This window comes from Cyanobium sp. A1C-AMD, assembly GCF_024346495.1.
GTDB lineage: Bacteria > Cyanobacteriota > Cyanobacteriia > PCC-6307 > Cyanobiaceae > Cyanobium_A > Cyanobium_A usitatum.
In genome coordinates, this window is the sequence record NZ_JAGQDB010000002.1 from 35,906 (window position 1) to 56,036 (window position 20,131).

The window sequence follows — 20,131 nt, forward strand, 5'->3', positions numbered from 1 at the left end:
AACGCCGTTCGCTAGCTTCATTGATGTGCTGAGCGTTGTGCAAAGGACCTGATGCCCGAAGTCAAGCCGGCCGCCTCCAAATTTGAGCAGCTCAAGGCCAGCAGTGGCCACCTGAAAGAGCCATTGCTGACGGAGCTCGGCAACGACTCCGCCAATTTCACGGAAGGTGCTGTCCAGATCCTGAAGTTCCACGGCAGTTACCAGCAGGACAACCGCGAAAACCGACGCAAGGGCGCGGAGAAGGATTGGCAGATGATGCTCCGGCTGCGCAATCCCGGTGGCCGAGTACCTGGGACTCTCTTTCTGGCGATAGACGAGCTTGCAGACCGGCTGGGCAACGGCAGCTTGCGGGTCACCACTCGCCAGGCATTTCAAATGCATGGCGTCCGAAAGGAGAACCTCAAAGAGGTGATTGGCACGATCGTGCGCGAGCTGGGCTCGACCCTGGCTGCCTGTGGCGATATCAACCGCAATGTGATGGCCCCGGCAGCACCCTTTGAAAAGGGGGCTTACCCGGCAGCTCGCAAGCTTGCCGACGACATCGCTGATTTGCTCGCTCCCCAGGCGGCTGAGGGTTCCTACCTCGACCTCTGGGTTGATGGTGAGCTCAGCTACAGGATCAAGCCCAGTCCGGCGGTAGCCAAAATCAAGGCACTGCAGCAGGAGGGTGCTGTCTTCAGCGGTGATGCGGCCGAACCGCTCTATGGCGGCACCTATCTGCCAAGAAAATTCAAGGTTGCGGTCACCGTTCCCGGCGACAACTCGGTGGACCTGCTGACCCAGGACATCGGCTTGGTGCTGTTCTGTGACCCCCAAGGCAGCCCCCTCGGCTGCAACGTTTACGTAGGTGGTGGCATGGGCCGCACCCACAACAAGGAGGAGACCTTCGCTCGTACAGCGGACCGCCTCGGCTATGTGGCCTATGGGCACGTGCTTGAACTGCTGCAGGCGATCGTCGCCCTCCAGCGGGACCACGGCGACCGGGAGCAACGGCGTCATGCCCGGATGAAGTATTTGATCCACGACCGGGGTGTCGACTGGTTTCGTCAGGAGCTGAAGGAGCGCTATTTCGCCCACCCGATCAAGGCGATGCGGCTAGAGCCAAAAACCAAACTCGAGGATTACCTCGGCTGGCATCGCCAGAGCCGTGGCCTCTGGTTTGTGGGCCTGCCGGTGCTGTGCGGACGCCTTTCCGGTGAGTTCAAGAGTGGTTTACGTCGACTGGTCGACACCTACAAGCTGGAGGTGCGACTCACCCCCAACCAGGATCTGCTGCTCTGCAACATCGGCACCTCCCAGCGTTCCACCATCCGTGCTGCCTTGGCAGAGCTTGGTATGGGCGCACCGGAAGCACCTGCACCGCTGCAGCGGCACGCACTGGCCTGTCCGGCCCTGCCCCTATGTGGTCTCGCTGTTACGGAAGCTGAGCGCATCCTGCCAAGCGTCCTGGAGCGGCTTGAAGCCCAGCTCAAGCGCCTTGAGATTTCCCGGTCGGTGCTAGTGCGCATGACCGGCTGCCCTAATGGCTGCGCCCGCCCCTATATGGCTGAGATCGGACTGGTTGGCAGTGGTGTCGACCAATATCAGTTGTGGCTGGGGGGCACCCCCAACCTCAGCCGATTAGCGGAGCCCTACCTAGAGAAAATGCCGCTGGATGATTTAGAAACAACTCTCGAACCGCTTCTGAAGGCTTGGCAGAGTGCTGGCGGCCGCCGCAGCTTTGGTGATTTTGTGGTCAACAGTGGCCGTGACACCGTGCAGCAATGGCTAGAAGCAGCGGCTGGATGAGCTGGGCCCGCTTTGCCCTGTTCCTCCCCTTCATATTTCAGGTGGCCTTGATAAGGGCTCCCCTCTTGGCTCAGGGCCGCCAACAGTCACCACCACCTGCCTCACGCCAAACGCTCTACGACCCCGATCTGAGCACTTGCGATTCGGAGCGGATTCGAACCGCCTTTCAGCAGCAACTGCAGCCCTTTTCGGACCAGGGTGATGCCGTGCTGGCACGCCTACGCCAGATTCAGCTGGAGATGACAGCCAAAACCCTCAGCCGCTGCGTAAGCCGCCAGTTGCTGAGCCCGGAACAGGCCGCTCAGCTGAGCCGGGAACTGGCCGAATCACCTACTCGTCCATAAAAGGCCTCCCTGGCCCCGCTACGCCAGGCCCACAGCTGATCCCCCCAGCTGAAGTGCCACCACTCGTTGGGGTGCTGCTCAAATCCTGCCCCAGCCATCACCCTGGCCAGCAACTGGCGCCGCTGGTGCCAGGTAGCGGCAGGGCTGCTGGAATCAGCCAAGGCGGCAGCTTGATGAAATAAGGGTTCGGAAACCCTGCCAATTGCATCGATCTCTCCCCCCATCGCCAGGGCCTGGCCGCCAGCATCAGCAAGGGTGAGATCCACGGCGGCTCCGGTGCTGTGGGGTGGTGGGGTGGCCGGATCATCGCTGGGAGGGGCCCAGAAGCGGCCCACGGCAGCCTCTGCCCGATCTCGCTCTGGGGAGGGATGGTCGGGGTTGATGCCGATTCGGCCACACTCGGCCACTAGGGAATGGCGCACCATGAAGCGCTGCACGGCCACGGGCCTCCAGGCATCAAAAATCGCCAAGCTCCAGCCAGGCTGCTCCTTCTGCAGCTCCTGCTGGGCTTGCAGCAGACGGGTGACCACCCCCTGCCGCAGCCGAAATGGAGATGCATCAGGCCCATAAGGCGCTCCCAGGGCTGCGTAGGGATGGGGTTCGAGCCGCAGCAAGGCCGTTGGAATTTTCTGCAGCGGCTCATCAACCTCAGTAATCGGAATGGAATTCCAGGGGCGCAAAGGAGCTGCAGTCAGGCTTTGCCATTCAAGCTGGGCAGCAAAGCCAGAGGTGACCGGCAGATCAGGGTATCCAGCTCTTAAGGTTTCGAAACTCTGACGATCACCCAGACCTCGCCCATGCCCACTCGCTTCGTTTTGAGCGGCGATCACCCCCTAGATGGCAGCCATGGCCGAGATTTGTTGCGCTCCTACATGCGCGACATCAGCAGGGTGCCGTTGTTGAGCGCCGAGCAGGAGATCACCCTTGGGCGCCAAGTTCAACAACTGGTCGCACTCGATGAGGTTCGCGAGGAGCTCACCTTGAGGGCTGGCGGGGTTGCCCCAAATGACCAAGAGTTTGCTGTTGCTGCCGATCTGGAAAAAGATGAGCTTCAAGCCAGGATCCGAGATGGCAGGCAGGCCAAGGAAAGAATGGTGTCGGCGAATCTGCGCTTGGTGGTGTCAATCGCCAAGAACTACACCAACAGCAGCTTTGAGCTTGCAGATCTGATCCAGGAAGGCACGATTGGCCTGGTGCGAGGCGTGGAAAAATTTGATCCCAGTCGTGGATATAAGTTTTCTACCTACGCCTACTGGTGGATACGGGAGGGGATCACTCAAGCAATCAAGAACAAGAGCCGCACGATTCGCCTACCAGCACCAATCACGGCCGCCCTCAGCAAACTCAAGCGCTGCCAGCGTGAGCTGACCCAGCTATTAGGCCGTCCGCCCAGGCTTCATGAGCTTGCTTCAGCCGTAGGCATGTCTGAACTGGACGTAGAGGAGCTGATGTTTCGAGCCGTTCAGCCGCTCAGCTGCGATTACACCACAGCCGAAGGGGAAGCCATCAATCTGCTTGATAAAGTAGCCTGCGATGGGGTTCAGCCAGATCAATTAGCCCTAGAAAATTGCCTCAAGAGCAATATCCGTAAGTTGCTGGATCAGCTGCCTGAACAGGAAGCCCAATTACTGAAGATGCGTTACGGCATCGACCAGGAGACGGCTTTGAGCTTGTCAGCGGTGGCCCGCGAACTTGGTATCAGCCGTGATACTGCCCGCGGTCTAGAGCGTCGGGCTGTTGCTTCTATGCGTGATTTATCAGGGCAGGTTTCCGACTACCTATCCGCCTAGGTAGGCAGCTCGCCATCTCATCCTGGGGCGTTTTGGTGGCTAGTTAAGCCGGGCCGCTTGATCCATCTGGCGGCGACGCTGCTCAGCCAGGGCATGGGCTAACCCCTGATGCTGCTGTAATTCCGGATCAGCGGCTGTGATCATGCGGGCTACGTCGCGGGCTTCTTCGAGCACAGTTCCATCTTCGGTGAGACTCGCTAGTGCCAAATCAGGCAAGCCGCTCTGGCGTGTACCTAATACCTGGCCTGGCCCCCGCAGGCGCAGATCCATCTCGGCTATTTCAAAGCCATCGCTGGTGCGCACCAGCACCTCCAGCCGCTGGCGGGCCAGCACGTTGCTGCTGTCGTTGATCAACAGGCAGTAGGAGGAGGCAGCTCCCCGCCCCACTCGACCCCGCAGCTGGTGCAACTGGGCAAGGCCGAAGCGTTCAGCATGTTCAATCACCATCACGCTGGCCTCCGGCACATCAACCCCCACCTCCACGACCGTGGTGCTTACAAGCACCTGGGTTTGTCCGCTGGCGAAGGCGCCGATGGCAGCCTGCTTCTCAGCGCTGCTTAGCCGGCCATGCAATAGCCCCACCGCTAAATCCGGAAACTCCTCCTCACTTAGCTGGCGGTGCACCTCCACAGCCGAGCGCAGCTCGAGCTTCTCCGACTCCTCCACCAGCGGCAACACCACATAGGCCCGCTGCCCAAGGGCCACTTGCTCGCGGATCAGCTCATAGCCCCGCTGGCGCTGACTGCCTTTGATCATGCTGGTGCTGATTGGCTGGCGTCCTGGGGGTAATTCGTCGATCTGGCTGACATCCAGATCGCCATGAAGAGACAGAGCCAGGGTGCGAGGAATTGGTGTAGCCGTCATCGTCAGCAGATGGGGCTGCAGCCCTTTGGCCAGTAAGCGATTGCGCTGGCGCACCCCAAAGCGGTGCTGTTCATCAACGACAACCAAACCAAGTCGATCGAACAGCACTGGGTCCTCCAGCAGGGCGTGGGTACCCACCAGCAGTTGCAGCTGACCGTTGACTAGATCCTGCAGCAGCTGGCGCCGTCGCGGAGCTGGGGTGGAGCCAGTGAGAAGAGCTGAAGTGACGTGCAACTGGGGCAGCCATTCAGCCAGCTTGCGGTAGTGCTGTTCGGCCAGCACCTCGGTAGGGGCCATAAGAGCCCCTTGGCAGCCCGCCTCGATCGCAGTGAGTAGGGACGCCAGGGCAACAACGGTTTTGCCACTGCCCACATCCCCTTGCACCAAACGGGCCATGGGCTGGGGGCGGGCCAGATCGGCGCGGATCTCAGCCAGCACCCTTTGCTGGGCACCGGTAAGGCCAAAGGGCAGGATGGTTAGAAATTGCTGCACCAGGCCCTCGCCACCAGGGGGCAAAGCCAGGGGTGGAGCAGGTCTCAGGCTCAGTTGGCGGCGCCGTTGGGCCAGGCCCAACTGCAGCAGCAAAAACTCATCAAACACCAAGCGGCGGCGGCTTGCCTGCAGCTGCTCCTGGCTGCTGGGCCCATGGATCTGGGTAAGCGCTTCGGAGCGGCCCATCAGCTTCTGGCTGCGGCGCAGGGCCTCAGGCAGGGGATCTGGCCAGCTACTCACTAAGGGAATCACGGCTTCGACCACCTGGCGCAGCCGGTCTGCACCCAATCCTTCAGTGAGGCCGTAGACAGGCAGGAGCCTGCCGATCGTTTCGGAGCGCACCGGTGACTGGGGCGACTCCAATACCTCCATTAATGGATCCTGAAACGCCGGCCCATAGGGGGTTTCCTTGACCAGACCACTGACGGCCACGGTGGCTCCAACTGGAAAAAGGCGTTGCTGGGATTGCAGCCAACCAGGACTGGAAAAGCGCTGCCCGGCAAAAAAGCGAGTCACCTTGATCCGCCCAGTGCAATCGACTAGGTGAAGTTCGAGAATCGAAAGATTGGGATTGCGCGGGCTGGCAAAGGCATGGCTGCGGCGCACCGTTGCCACAATCGTTGCGGTGGTTCCCGGTTTGAGCCCGTTGATCCGCACGAGATTGGCGTAGTCGAGATAGTCACGCGGGTAGTAGTGCACCAGGTCGCGCACCAGCAGTAAGCCGAGCTGGGCTAAACGGCTGGCGGTCTTGGGGCCAACCCCGCGAACTTCCGAGAGTGGCGTATCGGCATTGAGGCTGGCTGAATTGGGGGCCTTGCCGGCGACTGTTGAGTTTGATACCAGCCGCAGCCGGGGTGGCGCCATCGCCAGCACTGGCTGCTGGGCCTGGCGTAGGGCATGCAGCCTTTCCCTAGCCGTTCGCACCAGGCTCTGGCGCCTGGCTAGAGGCAACTCGCCATAGGACTGAAAACCAGCTGAAAGATCAAGTAAGCGCTGCAGGGCTTCGGCAGGCAGATCCTGCGGCCGCAGTTGCAATTGCTGCACCACAAAGCTGCTGAAGCAGGTTTGACGGCCCTTCAGGTCGATAAATCCCCGGTCGGCCTCCACCTGCAGGGCTTGCTGCAGAGCCCGCAGCCAGGCCTCTAGTCCGGGCAGCTCGGCAGGCTCTGGGCTGGGTTGATGTCCTGCAGCCACAGCTGTTCCGCCTCTAATGCCTGAGCCCGCCGACTGAGACGGCGATAGTGCTGTGCCATTCTGCGCACCTCCTGCCGGTGCTGCTGGATCCGGGTTCGACAGGTGTGCAATTTGGGCAGGGAATGCTCCAGGTCAGCAGGCCGGAGCAGCACCGCTATAGCTTCAAGGCGACCGGCTGCAGGCTCCGGGCCGAAGGGCAAAGGCAAGCGCAGCAGATTCGCTGGAGCTTCAAGGCTCTCCAGTTGCGCTGCAAGAGCAGCATCAAGCAGGCTGACAGGCAACAAGGTTGTGGTTATCCCAAGTCGCATTAGCTCAACGTTGAGAGCGTGGGAGAGATTACGCAGACGGCGGCTGAGAGCCTGCTCAAAGCCGGCGATCCAGGCGAGCAGCAGCGCAGGGTCTGAAGGTAGGCGCCCTCCGTCCCATGGCGTAGGAGTCCGGTTGGACGGCTCCACCAACCATTCGCTGAAGGCTTCCGCCATGGCCCGCATCGTCACCTCACGGTCTTGCTGGCCATCTACCTCTTCAAGTTGCTCGTCCACTTCCTCAATCTCAGCCCCTGGGTGATTGCTATTGGGCTCCGCCAGCTCAACCGAGCGGCGGAGGGTGAAGCTGGAGGGGCTGAGAAAGTCAGCTCCAATCGGAAGGGCCATCCCAAGGTTTATTGATCCCCTTGCTGGAGTCTCCTCAGCCTGGTCGTGCTCCTCTGATTCAGAGTCGTCCCCTCCCAGGGCCGCCAGCAGCCTGCTGCGCTGGCGGCTGCGTTGCTTGTTGTGTTCGCTGGCTATCTGAGCGGCTAGGTGGGCGGTCTGCTCAACTGTGAGCAAGCTGCTAGCCCTCTGCACCAGGTTGCGGATGCGCCGATGCAGCACCCGGCGCTTGTTGCCATCCAGATCGCTGTAACGATCAGGATGCACTTGGGTCGCAACATGAAAACAAGCCTGTTGAACACTGTTCAACAGGCCGTCTCTGAGCACCTGGAGATAGAGAGCCAAGTGGCGATAGAGCTGGGGGTTGGAGGCCCCCAGCTGGGATTCCAGATCCTCAAGCTGCTGATGGGCAGCCTCCAATGGGGTCACTAGCTTGCTGATCAGGCCGTCTGGCTCATGGCTGCCACTTCGGCCGCGAAATCAGATTTCTCCACCTCAATGCCCTCACCAAGGGTGAAGCGGGTGAAGCGACGCACCTGGATGTTTTCGCCTACCTTGCCGGCCACCTGCTTCACCATCTCCGCCACGGTGACAGCGCTGTCTTTGATGAAAGGCTGATCTAGCAGGGCTAGTTCCTTGAGGCGCTTGCCAATTCGGCCCTCAACGATCTTGACCTTCATCTGCTCTGGTTTGCCCTCGAGATCATCACGACCCATCTCGATGGACTTTTCGCGCTCAGAAATCTCAGCAGGAATCTGATCGGTGCTTACGTACTCCACACCAGGACAGGCAGCGATCTGCATGGCCACATTGCGCAGCAATTCCTGGAAGACGTCGCCACGGGCAACGAAGTCGGTTTCGCAGTTGACCTCCACCAGCACGCCCACACGAGCGCCAGTGTGGATGTAGCTGCCCACGGCACCTTCAGCGGCGGTGCGTCCAGCCTTTTTCTCAGCGGTCGCAATGCCCTTCTGGCGCAGCCATTCGGTGGCTTTGGTGGCATCACCACCACATTCAGAGAGCGCCTTCTTGCAGTCCATCATTCCTGCGCCGGTTTTATCGCGCAGTTCTTTAACCAGCTTTGCCGAAATCTCAGCCATGGGTTGGTATGGGGTACGGGTTACTAAGTTGTGAACGATAAGAGGGAAGGGGATCAACCCTCGTCGTCACGGCCCTGATCTTGAGCTCCGTGGCGGCCTTCGTTGATGGCATCGGCAAGGCGGCCAAGTACCAGCTGCACGGAACGAACGGCGTCGTCGTTGCAGGGGATTGGCACGTCGCAGAGGTCGGGATCGCAGTTGGTGTCGAGCATGGACACCAAGGGAATATCAAGCTTGCGAGCTTCGAGCACGGCGTTGGTTTCACGGCGCTGATCGACCAGCACGACAACGTCGGGCAGGCGGCGCATGTTCTTCAAACCACCCAGATACTTCTGCAGGCGCTCCAGTTCACGGCGCAGCACAGCTGCTTCCTTCTTAGGACGCATAGCGATGGCGCCAGAACTTTCCATGCGCTCCAGATCCTTGAGCCGATCGATGCGAGCACGCATCGTGGTCCAGTTGGTGAGCATGCCGCCCAGCCAGCGCTGATTGACATAGGAGGCGCCGCAACGGGTGGCCTCCAGGGCAATCACTTCAGAAGCCTGCTTCTTGGTGCCAACAAACAGAAAGCGCTTGCCACTGCGGGCCGCACTGCGAGTCCACTTGTAGGCGTTGTTCATGCAGACGGCGGTCTGCACCAGGTCAATGATGTGAACCCCGTTGCGCGCGCAATAGATGTAGCGCGACATCTTGGGATTCCACCGGCGCGTTTGGTGCCCAAAGTGGGCACCTGCCTCCATCATCTCGGCAAGAGTTACAACAGCCATAATTTGGGGTTGGGGTTTCGGGTTTGCCTCCACCTGCCAGGGATCCAGAACAACCCGTACGACCAGAAGGGCCGACGGGCATTGCTGCTCGGATCACCCGAAACACGCAGGTGTGCGGTGTGATTTGTACTTAGGCACCCTATCAAATAGGGCTAGGGGCTGGACCTGAGCCCTTGAGTGCTTTGGCTTCTGCAAACAGGGCCCGCACTCCCAGCCGGTTGAGTGGCACTCGCAACAGCTCCATTGCCACACCGGGATGGCCGCGGCGGATCAACCAGGCCAGCAGGGGCCGCAGGCTGTGTTCGTTGAGCAGGCCGCCCAAGGTGAGCGCCTCCCAGAGCAGGCGATGCAGCCAAGTGAACTGAATGATCAGCCGCACCCGCCGGGTTGGGTGCTTTTGGTAGAAGACCAGTCCCATTTTTGCTCTCTCCCGCTCCACCCGAATCAAATCAGGTATCTGTTCCAAATTCAGCGCCGGATGCCAGTGATAGCCAACGGCCTCCGGGCAGCGCACCAGGACAACTCCAAGCCGCCTCAGTCTTTCGCCGAGCTCCAGGTCCTCCCAGCCATACAAACGGAAACGCGTATCAAACAGGCCAGCCTGCTCAAGCAGCTGCCGATCAATCGCCACGTTGCCGGTGGCGAAATAGGCAAAGGAATGATCCTGAAGCTTGTGTGGTTCGCTGCAGGGATCCTGGAAATTGGCGGTGTTTATGACGGCCCCATAGGTGAAACAGAGGCGATTGCCGCGCCGCTGCCACTCGCGCTCTAGGGCTACAGCGTGGCAACGCAGAAAGCTGGGGGTGACCACCAAGTCGCTGTCTATGAAAACGACCACGTCGCCGCGGGCTGCCTCCACACCCCGATTGCGGCCCTGAGCCGGCCCACCGTGTTCCTGCTCGATCAGTCGCAGGTGCGGCAGCTGCAGGCTGTGCTGCCGCAGCCAACTAACGGTGGCATCGGTTGAGCCATCGTCGACGAGTACAACCTCATAGCCCGTGATCTCCGCTGCAGGATCCTGGGCCTCAAGGGCCAGCAGGCACTTCTGCAGGATCGGCAGGCGGTTGTAGGTGGGGATGACGACGCTGAGGAACATCGGGGTCGCCGCGAGGGTCTAAACAGCAAAAAGGGGATCCTTCCGGATCCCCTAAGCGATGCAGGGCTGCACTGATCAGTCGGCGGCGCCACCGTTGTTGGCTGTGCCGGTCACACCATTGCCGGCGCCTTCACCGCGGCCGTCGTTGCGCAGCTTGCGCTTCTTGAATTTGCGCGCGTAGGAGCGGTTCCGCTCTTGCTTTTCTTTCTTGAGATTCCTGCGCTTAGCCATGCGAGCGGCGTGTTGGAGAGATGCGAATCTCCACCCTACTCAATTGCGAAGGCGCCGTTGCTCAACTGACCGTCCTCCATCTGCACAAGACGGTCTGCCACATCAAGAATCCGGGGGTCGTGGGTCACCATCAACACACCGCATCCCTGGTCCTTGGCTAGTCCCTTAAGCAGCTCGACCACCTCACGACCGGTACGGGAGTCCAGAGATGCCGTGGGCTCATCGGCCAATAGGAGCTGGGGCCTGGCGGCTAGAGCCCGGGCAATCGAGACCCTTTGCTTCTGCCCGCCGGAGAGATCATGGGGAAGCTTGCCGAGATGGTCGCTCAACCCCACGGCGCGCAACCATTCCCGAGATCTATCCCTGCGGGCTCGATAACTGAGCCCTTTCAGCAGGTCTGCACCCATCTGTACGTTTTGCTCTGCCGTAAGGCACCTGAGCAGGTTGTGGCCCTGAATGATCATGCCGATCCTGCGGCGCAACTTGAGCCGGTCGGTGCGGCTTGCACCCTTGAGCTCTTCGCCAAACACCTGTACCGAGCCTTCCTGCACCTGGCGCAGAGCCCCAATCAGTGTCAACAGGGTTGTTTTGCCGCAGCCGGAGGGGCCGGTAAGCAGCACCACTTCACCGGGATCGACGCAAAGGCTGATGTCCTGGAGCACCTGGCGGCGATTGACGCCACTGCCAAATGAATGTCTCAAGCCTTCCAGGCGCACCATCGCAGCCATCAGAAAATCTCCGCGGGGTCGGCGTCACCAAGGCGCCGCATCGCCAGGGTTGCCGAGCCCATACACATCACCAAAATCATGATGAACACCGTCAATGCCCGGGTCAGATTCATAGATACCGGGAGCTGGGTGGCGTTGCGCACCAGTAAATAAAGACCCTGGCCGGCGGCGTAGGCAGGCAGATATCCAAATACAGCCAGCAGGATTCCCTCCCTAGCTACGACTCCAAGCAGGGTGGGGAGCCGGTAGCCCATCGCCATCAAGGTGGCGTATTCCGGCAGATGATCGCTGACGTCCGAATACAAGATCTGGTAGACGATTACGCAGCCCACCACGAAACCCATGGCAGCACCGAGGGTGAAAATGAAACCGATCGAGGTGCTGGATCTCCAGTAGTTCTGCTCAAAAGCGATAAAGCCTGCTTTGGTCAGCACGCTGACGTCATCTGGTAAATCCCGCTTCAGCCTTTCGACCACCTCATCGGCATCGGCCCCTGCTCGCAAGCGGATCAGGCCCACCTCAATGCTGCCTGGAGGAGTATTTGGCAGTAGCTGGAGATAGGTCTCCTGGCTGGTTAGCAGATTGCCATCAGCGCCAAAGGAGGTGCCGAGCCCCACTAGGCCGGCCACCCTTACTTTCTTGCCATTGATTTCGCTTTCGACGGTGCGTCCGCCGCGAAACCATTCGGCTACAGGCCCAAACTCTGGCCTGGAGAGCTCATCAAACAGCACTCGGCCCCGATCCTGCAAAAGCTTTGCCTTAGGCGCGAGGCTGGGGTCGGTGAATAGGGGATCGGCAGGTTCAAAGCCCAGGGTGAGGATTGAGCGGGTTGCCTTGGTGTCTGGGTTGCGCCAAAGCAGCAAATTCCAGTGAACCGGAGTAATCCCCTCCACATCTGGATCTGCCATGGCCTGCACAAGACGGCGGCGGGGAAAGCCGGCCATGCTCACCGAGCTGCTGGAACGGGGGCTGATTAACACCAGGTCGGTGTCAAAGAGGCGGTGAATAGTGACGCTGGCATCAAACAGGCCGTCCCTGAAGCCCAGCTGCATAAACATCAAGATGCCGGCGAAGGCGATGCCAGCCAGGGCGACAGCCAGGCGCACGGGCTGGCGAGTTAACAGCAGCCAGGCAAGGGGAATGCGGCGGCCCTGCCAGATACGGCCAAGCATCAGGGCTGCCCAGGCGCCTTGGTGGCAGCGAGGCGCGCAATCACCTTTAAGCCCGTCAGATCACGCACCCGCTGGCTATCAGCAGGATCTAGGGCCACCCGCACCTCCACAACCCTGGCATCGGCGTCTCCGGTGGGATCGGTCGAAAGCACTGAACGCTGCCGCACCTGGGGACTAATGCGAATCACCTCGCCAGTAAGGGTGCCTTGATAACCACCGTTTTCGCTAATCAAAGAGACGCTCTGGCCAAGGCGCACTCGGTCGATGTCACTTTCGTAGACCTCAACCAAGGCCTGCATGCGGTTGCTGGCGCCGAGTTCAAGTACGCCTGTTTCAGTCGGGCGCTCTCCAACTCGTGCATGGAGTTTGAGCACGGTGCCAGCCATGGGCGCCCGTAGTTCGGTAAGCAGCAACTCAGCTTTGAGTTTCTCGCGTTCAGCCCATGCCTCGTTGCGATCCCCCTGAAGTTTGAGCAGGTCCGTCTCGCGGTTGTCCAGCTCACCGCTAGGTATGGCGCCGGAACGACTCAGCTGGCGGTAGCGACGGACGTCGCGGGTTTGTACAGCCAATCTGGTGTCAAGGTTGCGAAGACGAGCCTCGATTAGACGTTGTTGGGCCACAAGGGTCGGAGCTGTGTCAAAGCGAGCCAGCAGCTGGCCACTGCTCACGCGGTCGCCTTCCTCAACCAAAAGCTCGGAAATACGGGGGCTACCGCCAATGCCGCTGATGGGGGCCGCCAGCAAGCGCACATCACCAGCCGGCTCCAGCCGGCCAAGTGCTGCCACCGCTTCCTGATTACTAGGAGTGACGGCAACCACCGGTTCAGTCACTGGGGATGGTCGCTGCTGGCGGACTAGGGCGACAGCCAAAATCAACACCAAGGCCGCTCCGCCGACCCACCAAAGCCGGTTAATTCCCAGCAAGACGCTCTTCACGGTGCTGGCGGATCGTCGAACAACAACTCCTCGATGTAACGATCGGCCCACTCCGGGTTGAAGGCCTTCTCCAGCACCCGGCGAGTCTTGTCGTTTTGTTTCTGTTGCTTGCAATACCGGTGCTGACCCTGCCATCTGGCAAGCGTAGCTGGGTGGGTTGGTGCCTGAGCCTCGCTGGTGGCTATGGCCGACGCCAGCACATCGAGGTAGCCGCTGACCTCATCTAGAAACCCGGCCTCCTCAGCGGCGCTCGTGGGTCTCACAAAGCGAACGTAGGGCGAAAAAATTGACGCCCAGCCCGGCAGCTCCCGTTCCTGTTCAAAGCTGATGCGGGGCATGGCAGCAAGAGCTTCGGCGATAGCAATTGGTAGCTCCCCGCAAACTGGCGACAGGTCGACGATGGCGGCGGAGACCCCGGCCGGGCCGGCCACGATGTCTGCCCCAAAAACAGGTAGGTCGAAGCGGGGATCCGGGAAGAGTACGCAGTGCAAAATCTGCAATCCCGCTCCAAGGCGAGCGGTTTCTAGGTGCAGCTTGCGCAGTCCTAGGCAGCGACGCAGCTCATTGCGTATGAATAGCGATTCGCCATCGAGGCTGCCACTGATGGCTTCGAGATCGGGAGAAACCGCAAACGCTTCCAATTCTGGCAGGCCCTGCCAGAACGTACGAATCCGCGCCGCTAGGGCCTCCATCAGGGGGTGAATCGCGCCGCTTTCGGCGCCAAAGCCCTCGGGGCCAGCGTCGGGACTCTGAGACGAAGCGGGGGCGGAACTCACGACAGGAGGTGCAGCCAGCAGAATGCAGATCCTGCCACGCATCTGAGCCTTGCCCCTGGCCCCATCCCAGCCCCTGCTGCCAGGGCTGGCTAATCCCAGCGACCAACTTCTTGCCAACGGCGCCACCGTGGTCAGCCTGTCCTTGCCCGACTCGCCGCTGGTTTGCCTCGACTTTTGGTGCCGGGCAGGCAGCGTTTTTGAATCTGCCGCAGAAAGCGGCATGGCCCATTTCCTTGAACATATGGTGTTCAAGGGCAGCGAGCGGCTTGGGCCTGGTGAATTCGACCTTCGCATCGAGGCGATGGGTGGCAACAGCAATGCCGCCACCGGCTTCGACGACGTTCACTACCACGTTTTGATCCCACCGGAGGCGGCTGCAGACGCCCTCGACCTACTGCTTGATCTGGTGCTGCATCCCCGCCTCGATGCCGCAGCCTTCGACATGGAGAGGCAGGTGGTGCTCGAGGAGCTGGCCCAAAGCGAAGATCAGCCCGATGAAATCGCTCTGCAGCAGTTACTTCGACTTGGCTGCCCAAAGCATGCCTACGGCGAACCGATCCTGGGCCAGCGCGAACTGCTGCTTGAGCAGACACCCGATGCCATGGCCGCCTTCCATCGGCGTCTTTATGGCGCCAACCGTTGCGTGCTGGCCATGGGCGGCGCCCTCGAACTGGAGACCCTGGCCGAACGCATCGACGCCAGTGGCCTGGCCCAATTGCCGCTGTTGGAGGAGCCCTGCCGCCGACCAGCCCTTTTAGTGCAGCCAGGGGAGCACCGGATCGAAGTGCCGCGGCTCGAATCGGCGCGCCTACTGATGCTCTGGGGTCTGCCTCCCGCCTCTCATTTGCACGACGTGATGGGCGCAGACCTTCTCACAACCGTGCTGGCCGAGGGGCGCCGCAGCCGCTTAGTGGAGAGGCTGCGAGAGCAACTGCGCATCGTGGAAAGCATTGATCTCGATCTGCACGTAATGGAGTTCGGCAGCTTTGCCCTGCTGGAGGCGATCTGCGAAACGGAAGAGCTGGCCTCCGTTCGCAAAGCGATTGATGCGGTCTGGTATGAGCTGTTGCAGGAGGGTATGGCTGAGGCGGAATGGCAGCGAGCCCAGCGGCTGGTGGCCAATGGCTACCGCTTTGGTTTAGAGGCCGCTGGCAGCGTGGCTGGCCTGATAGGCAACAACCGCCTCTGGGGGCGCCACCACAGGTTGGAGCTGCCACTAGAAGAGATTGGTCGCTGGAGTGCGTCCGAATTGCTGCAGCAGGCCGTTCCCCTGCTGGATCCGAGCCGGGCCTGCGTGCTCGAGGCGGTGCCGGCATGACCAGCACCAGCACCCATCCATCCTCTGCCAACTGGCAGCACACCAGCCTTCAGGGCGGCCTACCGCTGATCTGGCAGCGCCGGCCTGGACCGGCGATCGTGGCCTGCCGGCTGTGGATACGGGGAGGCAGCAGTCAGGATCTGCCGGGCCAGCGCGGGGCTGGTCAATTGCTGGCGGGCTTGATGACCCGCGGCTGCGGCAACTATGGGCCAGAAGCCTTGGCCGACCTAGTGGAGGGTCGCGGGGCGGCCCTGCGTGCTGAAGCCGCCGAAGACTTCCTGGTGATCAGCCTCAAGTGCGCCAGCAGCGACACGAGCGAGCTGCTGCCCCTGTTGCTGTCAATGGCCAGGCAGCCCTGGCTCAGCCCTGACCAACTCGAGCTAGAGCGGGACCTGAATCTCCAGAGCCTGCAGCGCCAGCGGGAAGATCCGTTCCAGCTAGCCCACGACCAGCTGCGCCACATGCTCTACGGCGATGGGCCCTATGGCCACGATCCCCTCGGTGTAGATGGGGAATTAGCTGCCCTGCACACCGAACAGATAGGGGCGTTGGTGCCTGATCTCGGCCAGAACGGCGCCCTTTTAGTGGCCTGCGGCGATCTGAATGACGAACTACCCCAGCTGCTCAATCCCCTGCTGAATCAGTGCCCTTGGAATACGGCCCCGCCAAGCCCCGGCGCCGGACCGGGAGCAGCATCCGGGCAGGAGCGCTTTGGCTCCTTGGAGCAGGACACTGAGCAATTGGTACTGATGCTGGGTACGGCTACCGTGCCCCTGGGCGATCCGGATGGTCTGGCCCTGAGGCTGCTTCAGGCCCACCTGGGCATGGGCATGTCCAGCCGTCTTTTTGTGACCATGAGGGAGGAGCGGGGCCTGGCCTACGACGTTGGGGTCCACATGCCGGCGCGGCGCGGCGCTACTCCCTTTATCTGGCACCTCTCCACTTCCGCTGAGCGAGCAGAGGAGGCCACCACCGCTCTTCTGGAGGAGTGGCAACGAGTACTAGATCAGCCCTTGAGCGTGCCTGAGCTCGCTTTAGCTAAGGCCAAATACCGCGGCCAGGACGCCATGGGGCGCCAGACCTGCGGCCAAATCGCCGATCGTCAGGCGCTGGTGCTGGGCCACGGCCTGGGCTGGAGTTACGTGGAGGACAGCCTGGAGCGGGCTCAGCATCTGGATGCAGGCACCTTGCTGGAGGCAGCTCGCCGCAGGCTTTCTGCTCCCTCCCTCAGCATCTGTGGTCCCGCGCCAGCCCTAGCCGCCGCAGAACTGGCCTGGCAAAGCCACGATCTCAGTTCCTGATAGGCCGTTCCCAGTGCCTGATTAAGGCGCGGCAGCTTGTAGTTGGTCAGCTTCCAGCAAAAAGGTGCCGCGACGAAAGCGAACAGCCAGTTGATTGCGCGCCTTAATGGCCAGCACCTGACCCTGCTCATCGCTGTCCACCAGGTCTGGCGGACGCAACATCGGCATGGGATCAGCTGTTTTCAGGTAGTTAGGCCGGCCCTTCAGCTGCACCGCATCTCCCACGGCAAATGGCAGTGGCCCCACGCCAAAAGGGAGTTGCCCCACGGCAAAAGGGAGTGGCTCCAACGACTCGGCTCCTAGCGGCTCGTCCATAGCTTCTCTTGATATCTAGAAGTTAGCGGCCCCATTGGCACGACCCCCCAAAATGGGAGCCAGAAACGATGTGATCAGTTGAGGGCCCTAGCCACTTGGAGCGGCGCAATCGCCGGTCTGCTGCTGATCTTGGTAGGCGGGCTGATTCAGGCCGCCGCTCCGCTTCCGGCCGCCAGCGGCGGCTGGAACCTCACGACCCTGCCCATCACCCTGCAGGTGCCGGCACTGCTGCTAACCGCCTTGGTCTGCGGCCCCCGCAGCGGCATGCTCGCAGCAGTTGCTTACCTGAGCCTGGGCCTGTTCCAGCTGCCTGTGTTTCAGGGCGGGGGAGGTGCCGCCTACCTGTTGGATCCTGGCTTTGGTTATCTGGCTGGCTTCATCCCGGCAGCCTGGCTCACCGGCAAGCTCGTGCGCCAGCAGGGCATGGACGACCCGCTGAGTTTGTTTGGCGCCGCAGTGGTCGGGCTGGGAGTCCTGCAGGTCTGCGGCATAGCCAACCTGTTACTGGGAGCACTTGCTGGCCGCTGGGGACCAAATCTTGGAATCCTGCTGTTCAGCTACAGCCTGGCGCCCCTAATACCACAGTTGCTCCTTTGTTGCGCCGTAGCCCTGATGGCCCTGCTGCTGCGCCGTCTGTTGCTGGTGGAGTCATGAGTCGGCTGCGCAACCTCGCCTACGCCAGCGCTGCCTTGGTGTTGCTGCTGGACCAGCTCAGCAAGGCTCTAGCCGTTGCCAATCTGCCGCTAGGAAGCAATTCAACTTTTCTGCCGGGGCTCCTTTCACTGCAGCTTGTCCGCAACACCGGAGCTGCCTTCAGCCTGTTTAGTGGCAACCCCCAATTACTCGGCCTGGTGAACCTTCTGGTCTCCATTGGTGTGGCTGTCTGGATTCAGAGGCAGGGTCAGTTGACCCTCACCCGCACCCTTGGGATAGGGCTGCTGCTGGGGGGAGCGCTCGGCAACGGGCTCGATCGCTGGCGTCTTGGCTATGTGGTGGATTTTTTAGCCCTGGTGCCGGTTTCCTTCCCGGTGTTCAACCTGGCCGATGTGGCCATCAACCTGGCGGTACTTTGCTTCGCCATCGAGCTGCTGGGTAACCATGGCCAAGCCGGCGTTTGAAGCCCTAGGCCGCCGTTGGCAGCGGTTCAGCCAGCCCGGGCAAGCCCAACTCCAGGTGCATCTACCGGGCCAAGCCTCGCGCCTGGTGCCCCTGCACCCGGGCATCTACCGCATCGGGCGCGACAAAGACTGCCAAATTTGCGTTGACCATCCGGCGGTCAGCCGCCAGCACGCCCTGCTGGAGCGACGCGGATCCCACTGGTTGCTAAGCGACGACAGCTCAACCAACGGCCTCTGGTGGCAGGGCCGGCGGGTCCAGCAGTTGTTGCTTCGCGACGGCGACAGCCTGCGCTTCGGCCCCAGCCAGGAGGCGGGACTGCCTGAGCTCGATTTTCAGATCCGTCCCCTGCCCCAGCTGCAAAGGTTGCTGCGAGCAACGAGCTTGATGCTTGCGGCGGTGGCCCTAGGCGGCCTTGGCCTGCAGGCCATCTCCGGCCTCCAGGTGCCCATACGCGGCAGCCTCGCCACGGTGAGAGGGCCGCTGGTTCTCTACGACCGGCAGGGCAAAGCAATCGCAACAGCCCAGGCCAAAGAGCATCGGGAGCTCAAAGCCTTGCAGGGCTATCCCCGGGTGTTGATCGATGCCCTGCTTGCCAGTGAGGACAGCCGTTTCTGGTGGCATCCCGGCGTCGACCCGGTTGGTACGGGCCGAGCCCTTGTTACCAACGTGCTCGGAGGACGGGTACTGGAGGGGGGCAGCACTCTCACCCAGCAACTGGCCCGCAGCTTGTACCCCGATCAGGTGGGTCAAGGTGAAACCCTGGGCCGTAAGTGGCGTGAGCTGCTGGTGGCGCTACAGCTTGAGGCCCGTTTCAGCAAGCGGGATCTTCTACTGAGCTACCTCAACCGGGTTTATCTAGGTGTTGGCTGGGGTTTTGAGGATGCCTCCCGCCACTATTTCGGTAAGCCCGCCAGCGACCTAAAGCTTGAGGAGGCCGCCCTACTGGTGGGCCTGCTTCCCTCGCCCAATGGCTACGACCCCTGCTTCGATCCCCAGGCGGCCCTGAGCTCTCGCAATGCCGTGCTCAGCAAGATGGGAGATACGGGCCGCATCAGTGCCGATCAGGCCCGCAGCGGCCGCCGTAGCCCAATCCGGCTTTCGCCCCAGGCCTGCCGCAGCAGCACCTCCCTACGCGGAGTCCCCTTTTATTCAGATCAGGTGGGCCGCGACCTCGATCAGCTGGTGGGGGCAGAGGTGGCGGCCGAGGGCAATTTCCTGATCGATACCTATTTGGATCGCCACCTGCAGGAGCAGGTGGAACGGCTGCTGCGTCAACGACTTAGCGACAGCAAGTCACTGGGGGTTGGGGAAGGGGCCGTGGTGGTGCTCGATTCGCGCACAGGCGGCATCCTGGCCCTTGCCGGCGGTCGCGACTACCGCCAGAGCCAGTTCAATCGAGCCACGATGGCCTTGCGCCAGCCAGGCAGCACCTTCAAGCTGATTCCCTATTTGATCGCTCTCGAGCGGGGCGGGAAGCCCAGTGATCCAATCAGCTGCTCACCATTGCGCTGGCGCGGTCAGAGCTTTAGCAGCGGTTGTGGTGGCAATTTGAGCCTGGTATCTGCCTTTGCCATCAGTAGCAACACGGCAGCGCTGCGTCTGGCCCAGCGGGTAGGCCTTGATGCCTTGGTGCAGAAAGCCCGTGATCTTGGCTTCACCAGCCCCCTAGCGGCCGTGCCTGGATTGGCCCTCGGCCAGAGCGAGGTAACCCTGCTGGAGCTCACAGCTGCCTACGCGGCGATCGCCAACGGTGGCGTTTGGCACTCCCCCAGCACAATTCGGCGCCTTACCGATGGAGAGGCATGTAGTGGCCAGTCATCAAGCCAGTGCCGCCAAGCCAACGTGCCTACAACATCCCAGGCGGGACGCCGTGTCAGCAGCGAGGCGACGGCCCGCGCCATGCAGCAGTTGCTGCGGGCTGTGGTGCAGCGTGGTACAGGCCAGATGGCCAGTCTTGGCGGCCAGGAGGGTGGCAAAACCGGCACAACCAATGACAGCCGCGATTTGCTCTTTGTTGGCTATGAACCCCAGCTCCATTGGGTGGTGGGTATCTGGTTGGGTAATGACGACAACAGCCCCAGCCGCGCCAGCAGCGCCTTGGCTGCAGGACTGTGGAGCGAGATCATCCGAGCAGCCAGATCCTGATGCTTG

The 20,131-nt window shown here is 61.5% G+C and carries 20 protein-coding genes; 8 read left to right on the forward strand and 12 right to left on the reverse strand.

Features of this window, described 5'->3' with window-relative positions; genetic code table 11:
- Positions 1-51 precede the first annotated feature (51 nt).
- Both sir and KBY74_RS00860 read left to right on the forward strand, forming a co-directional pair.
- Positions 52-1,788 carry a sulfite reductase, ferredoxin dependent gene (gene sir / locus KBY74_RS00855; RefSeq protein WP_254941072.1) on the forward strand — a complete coding sequence of 579 codons (1,737 nt, stop codon included), beginning with the start codon at positions 52-54 and terminating at the stop codon, positions 1,786-1,788.
- Complete coding sequence (locus KBY74_RS00860) at positions 1,764-2,132, forward strand: hypothetical protein (protein WP_254941073.1); 369 nt, start codon at positions 1,764-1,766, stop codon at positions 2,130-2,132. Before sir ends, KBY74_RS00860 begins: the two co-directional genes overlap by 25 nt.
- Here KBY74_RS00860 and KBY74_RS00865 read toward each other — a convergent pair.
- A complete protein-coding gene (locus tag KBY74_RS00865) occupies positions 2,090-2,812 on the reverse strand; it encodes a M15 family metallopeptidase (protein WP_254941074.1) in 723 nt (240 codons plus the stop codon). The two genes, KBY74_RS00860 and KBY74_RS00865, sit on opposite strands and share 43 nt — an antisense overlap.
- 117 nt (positions 2,813-2,929) lie before the next feature.
- Between KBY74_RS00865 and KBY74_RS00870 the strand changes: the two genes are divergently transcribed.
- Entirely contained in the window at positions 2,930-3,922 is a 993-nt protein-coding gene (locus KBY74_RS00870; RefSeq protein ID WP_254941075.1) for a sigma-70 family RNA polymerase sigma factor, read from the forward strand.
- 39 nt (positions 3,923-3,961) lie between these two features.
- Here KBY74_RS00870 and recG read toward each other — a convergent pair whose 3' ends face one another.
- From recG to KBY74_RS00920, 10 genes are all read right to left on the reverse strand, one after another.
- The gene (gene recG / locus KBY74_RS00875; protein ID WP_254941076.1) at positions 3,962-6,472 is read right to left on the reverse strand and encodes an ATP-dependent DNA helicase RecG; all 2,511 of its coding nucleotides are present in this window, start codon (positions 6,470-6,472) and stop codon (positions 3,962-3,964) included.
- Positions 6,421-7,551 carry a hypothetical protein gene (locus KBY74_RS00880; RefSeq protein ID WP_254941077.1) on the reverse strand — a complete coding sequence of 377 codons (1,131 nt, stop codon included), beginning with the start codon at positions 7,549-7,551 and terminating at the stop codon, positions 6,421-6,423. The genes recG and KBY74_RS00880 overlap by 52 nt, the downstream gene beginning before the upstream one ends.
- An 11-nt stretch (positions 7,552-7,562) precedes the next feature.
- On the reverse strand, positions 7,563-8,222 hold the full coding sequence (tsf, locus tag KBY74_RS00885) for a translation elongation factor Ts (RefSeq protein WP_106501824.1): 660 nt from the start codon (positions 8,220-8,222) through the stop codon (positions 7,563-7,565).
- Positions 8,223-8,275: 53 nt separating this feature from the next.
- Entirely contained in the window at positions 8,276-8,989 is a 714-nt protein-coding gene (rpsB, locus tag KBY74_RS00890) for a 30S ribosomal protein S2 (protein WP_094559589.1), read from the reverse strand.
- Between the two features lie 142 nt (positions 8,990-9,131).
- Complete coding sequence (locus KBY74_RS00895) at positions 9,132-10,085, reverse strand: glycosyltransferase family 2 protein (RefSeq protein WP_254941078.1); 954 nt, start codon at positions 10,083-10,085, stop codon at positions 9,132-9,134.
- 75 nt (positions 10,086-10,160) lie between these two features.
- The gene (locus tag KBY74_RS00900) at positions 10,161-10,316 is read right to left on the reverse strand and encodes a hypothetical protein (protein ID WP_011129965.1); all 156 of its coding nucleotides are present in this window, start codon (positions 10,314-10,316) and stop codon (positions 10,161-10,163) included.
- Positions 10,317-10,351: 35 nt separating this feature from the next.
- Positions 10,352-11,044, reverse strand: coding sequence for a DevA family ABC transporter ATP-binding protein (locus KBY74_RS00905; RefSeq protein ID WP_254941079.1), 693 nt, complete (start codon positions 11,042-11,044; stop codon positions 10,352-10,354).
- A complete protein-coding gene (gene devC, locus KBY74_RS00910; protein ID WP_254941080.1) occupies positions 11,044-12,216 on the reverse strand; it encodes an ABC transporter permease DevC in 1,173 nt (390 codons plus the stop codon). Before devC ends, KBY74_RS00905 begins: the two co-directional genes overlap by 1 nt.
- The gene (locus tag KBY74_RS00915; protein ID WP_254941081.1) at positions 12,216-13,151 is read right to left on the reverse strand and encodes an HlyD family efflux transporter periplasmic adaptor subunit; all 936 of its coding nucleotides are present in this window, start codon (positions 13,149-13,151) and stop codon (positions 12,216-12,218) included. Before KBY74_RS00915 ends, devC begins: the two co-directional genes overlap by 1 nt.
- On the reverse strand, positions 13,148-13,927 hold the full coding sequence (locus tag KBY74_RS00920) for a phycocyanobilin:ferredoxin oxidoreductase (protein WP_396111412.1): 780 nt from the start codon (positions 13,925-13,927) through the stop codon (positions 13,148-13,150). Before KBY74_RS00920 ends, KBY74_RS00915 begins: the two co-directional genes overlap by 4 nt.
- Positions 13,928-13,976: 49 nt before the next feature.
- Here KBY74_RS00920 and KBY74_RS00925 point away from each other — a divergent pair, with 49 nt between their 5' ends.
- The gene (locus KBY74_RS00925; RefSeq protein ID WP_254941083.1) at positions 13,977-15,245 is read left to right on the forward strand and encodes a pitrilysin family protein; all 1,269 of its coding nucleotides are present in this window, start codon (positions 13,977-13,979) and stop codon (positions 15,243-15,245) included.
- Complete coding sequence (locus KBY74_RS00930; RefSeq protein WP_254941084.1) at positions 15,242-16,546, forward strand: pitrilysin family protein; 1,305 nt, start codon at positions 15,242-15,244, stop codon at positions 16,544-16,546. Before KBY74_RS00925 ends, KBY74_RS00930 begins: the two co-directional genes overlap by 4 nt.
- Before the next feature lie 21 nt (positions 16,547-16,567).
- Here KBY74_RS00930 and KBY74_RS00935 read toward each other — a convergent pair whose 3' ends face one another.
- Positions 16,568-16,813, reverse strand: a complete 246-nt coding sequence (locus KBY74_RS00935) for an NAD(P)H dehydrogenase assembly family protein (RefSeq protein ID WP_254941085.1) — start codon at positions 16,811-16,813, stop codon at positions 16,568-16,570.
- Between the two features lie 126 nt (positions 16,814-16,939).
- On the opposite strand from KBY74_RS00935, the gene KBY74_RS00940 reads away from it, so the two are divergent.
- From KBY74_RS00940 to KBY74_RS00950, 3 genes are read left to right on the forward strand one after another with little or no spacing between them, the layout of a single operon-like run.
- Positions 16,940-17,515 carry a biotin transporter BioY gene (locus tag KBY74_RS00940; RefSeq protein WP_254941086.1) on the forward strand — a complete coding sequence of 192 codons (576 nt, stop codon included), beginning with the start codon at positions 16,940-16,942 and terminating at the stop codon, positions 17,513-17,515.
- Positions 17,512-17,979, forward strand: a complete 468-nt coding sequence (gene lspA, locus KBY74_RS00945; RefSeq protein ID WP_254941087.1) for a signal peptidase II — start codon at positions 17,512-17,514, stop codon at positions 17,977-17,979. The genes KBY74_RS00940 and lspA overlap by 4 nt, the downstream gene beginning before the upstream one ends.
- A complete protein-coding gene (locus tag KBY74_RS00950; protein WP_254941088.1) occupies positions 17,960-20,125 on the forward strand; it encodes a transglycosylase domain-containing protein in 2,166 nt (721 codons plus the stop codon). The genes lspA and KBY74_RS00950 overlap by 20 nt, the downstream gene beginning before the upstream one ends.
- Positions 20,126-20,131 lie beyond the last annotated feature (6 nt).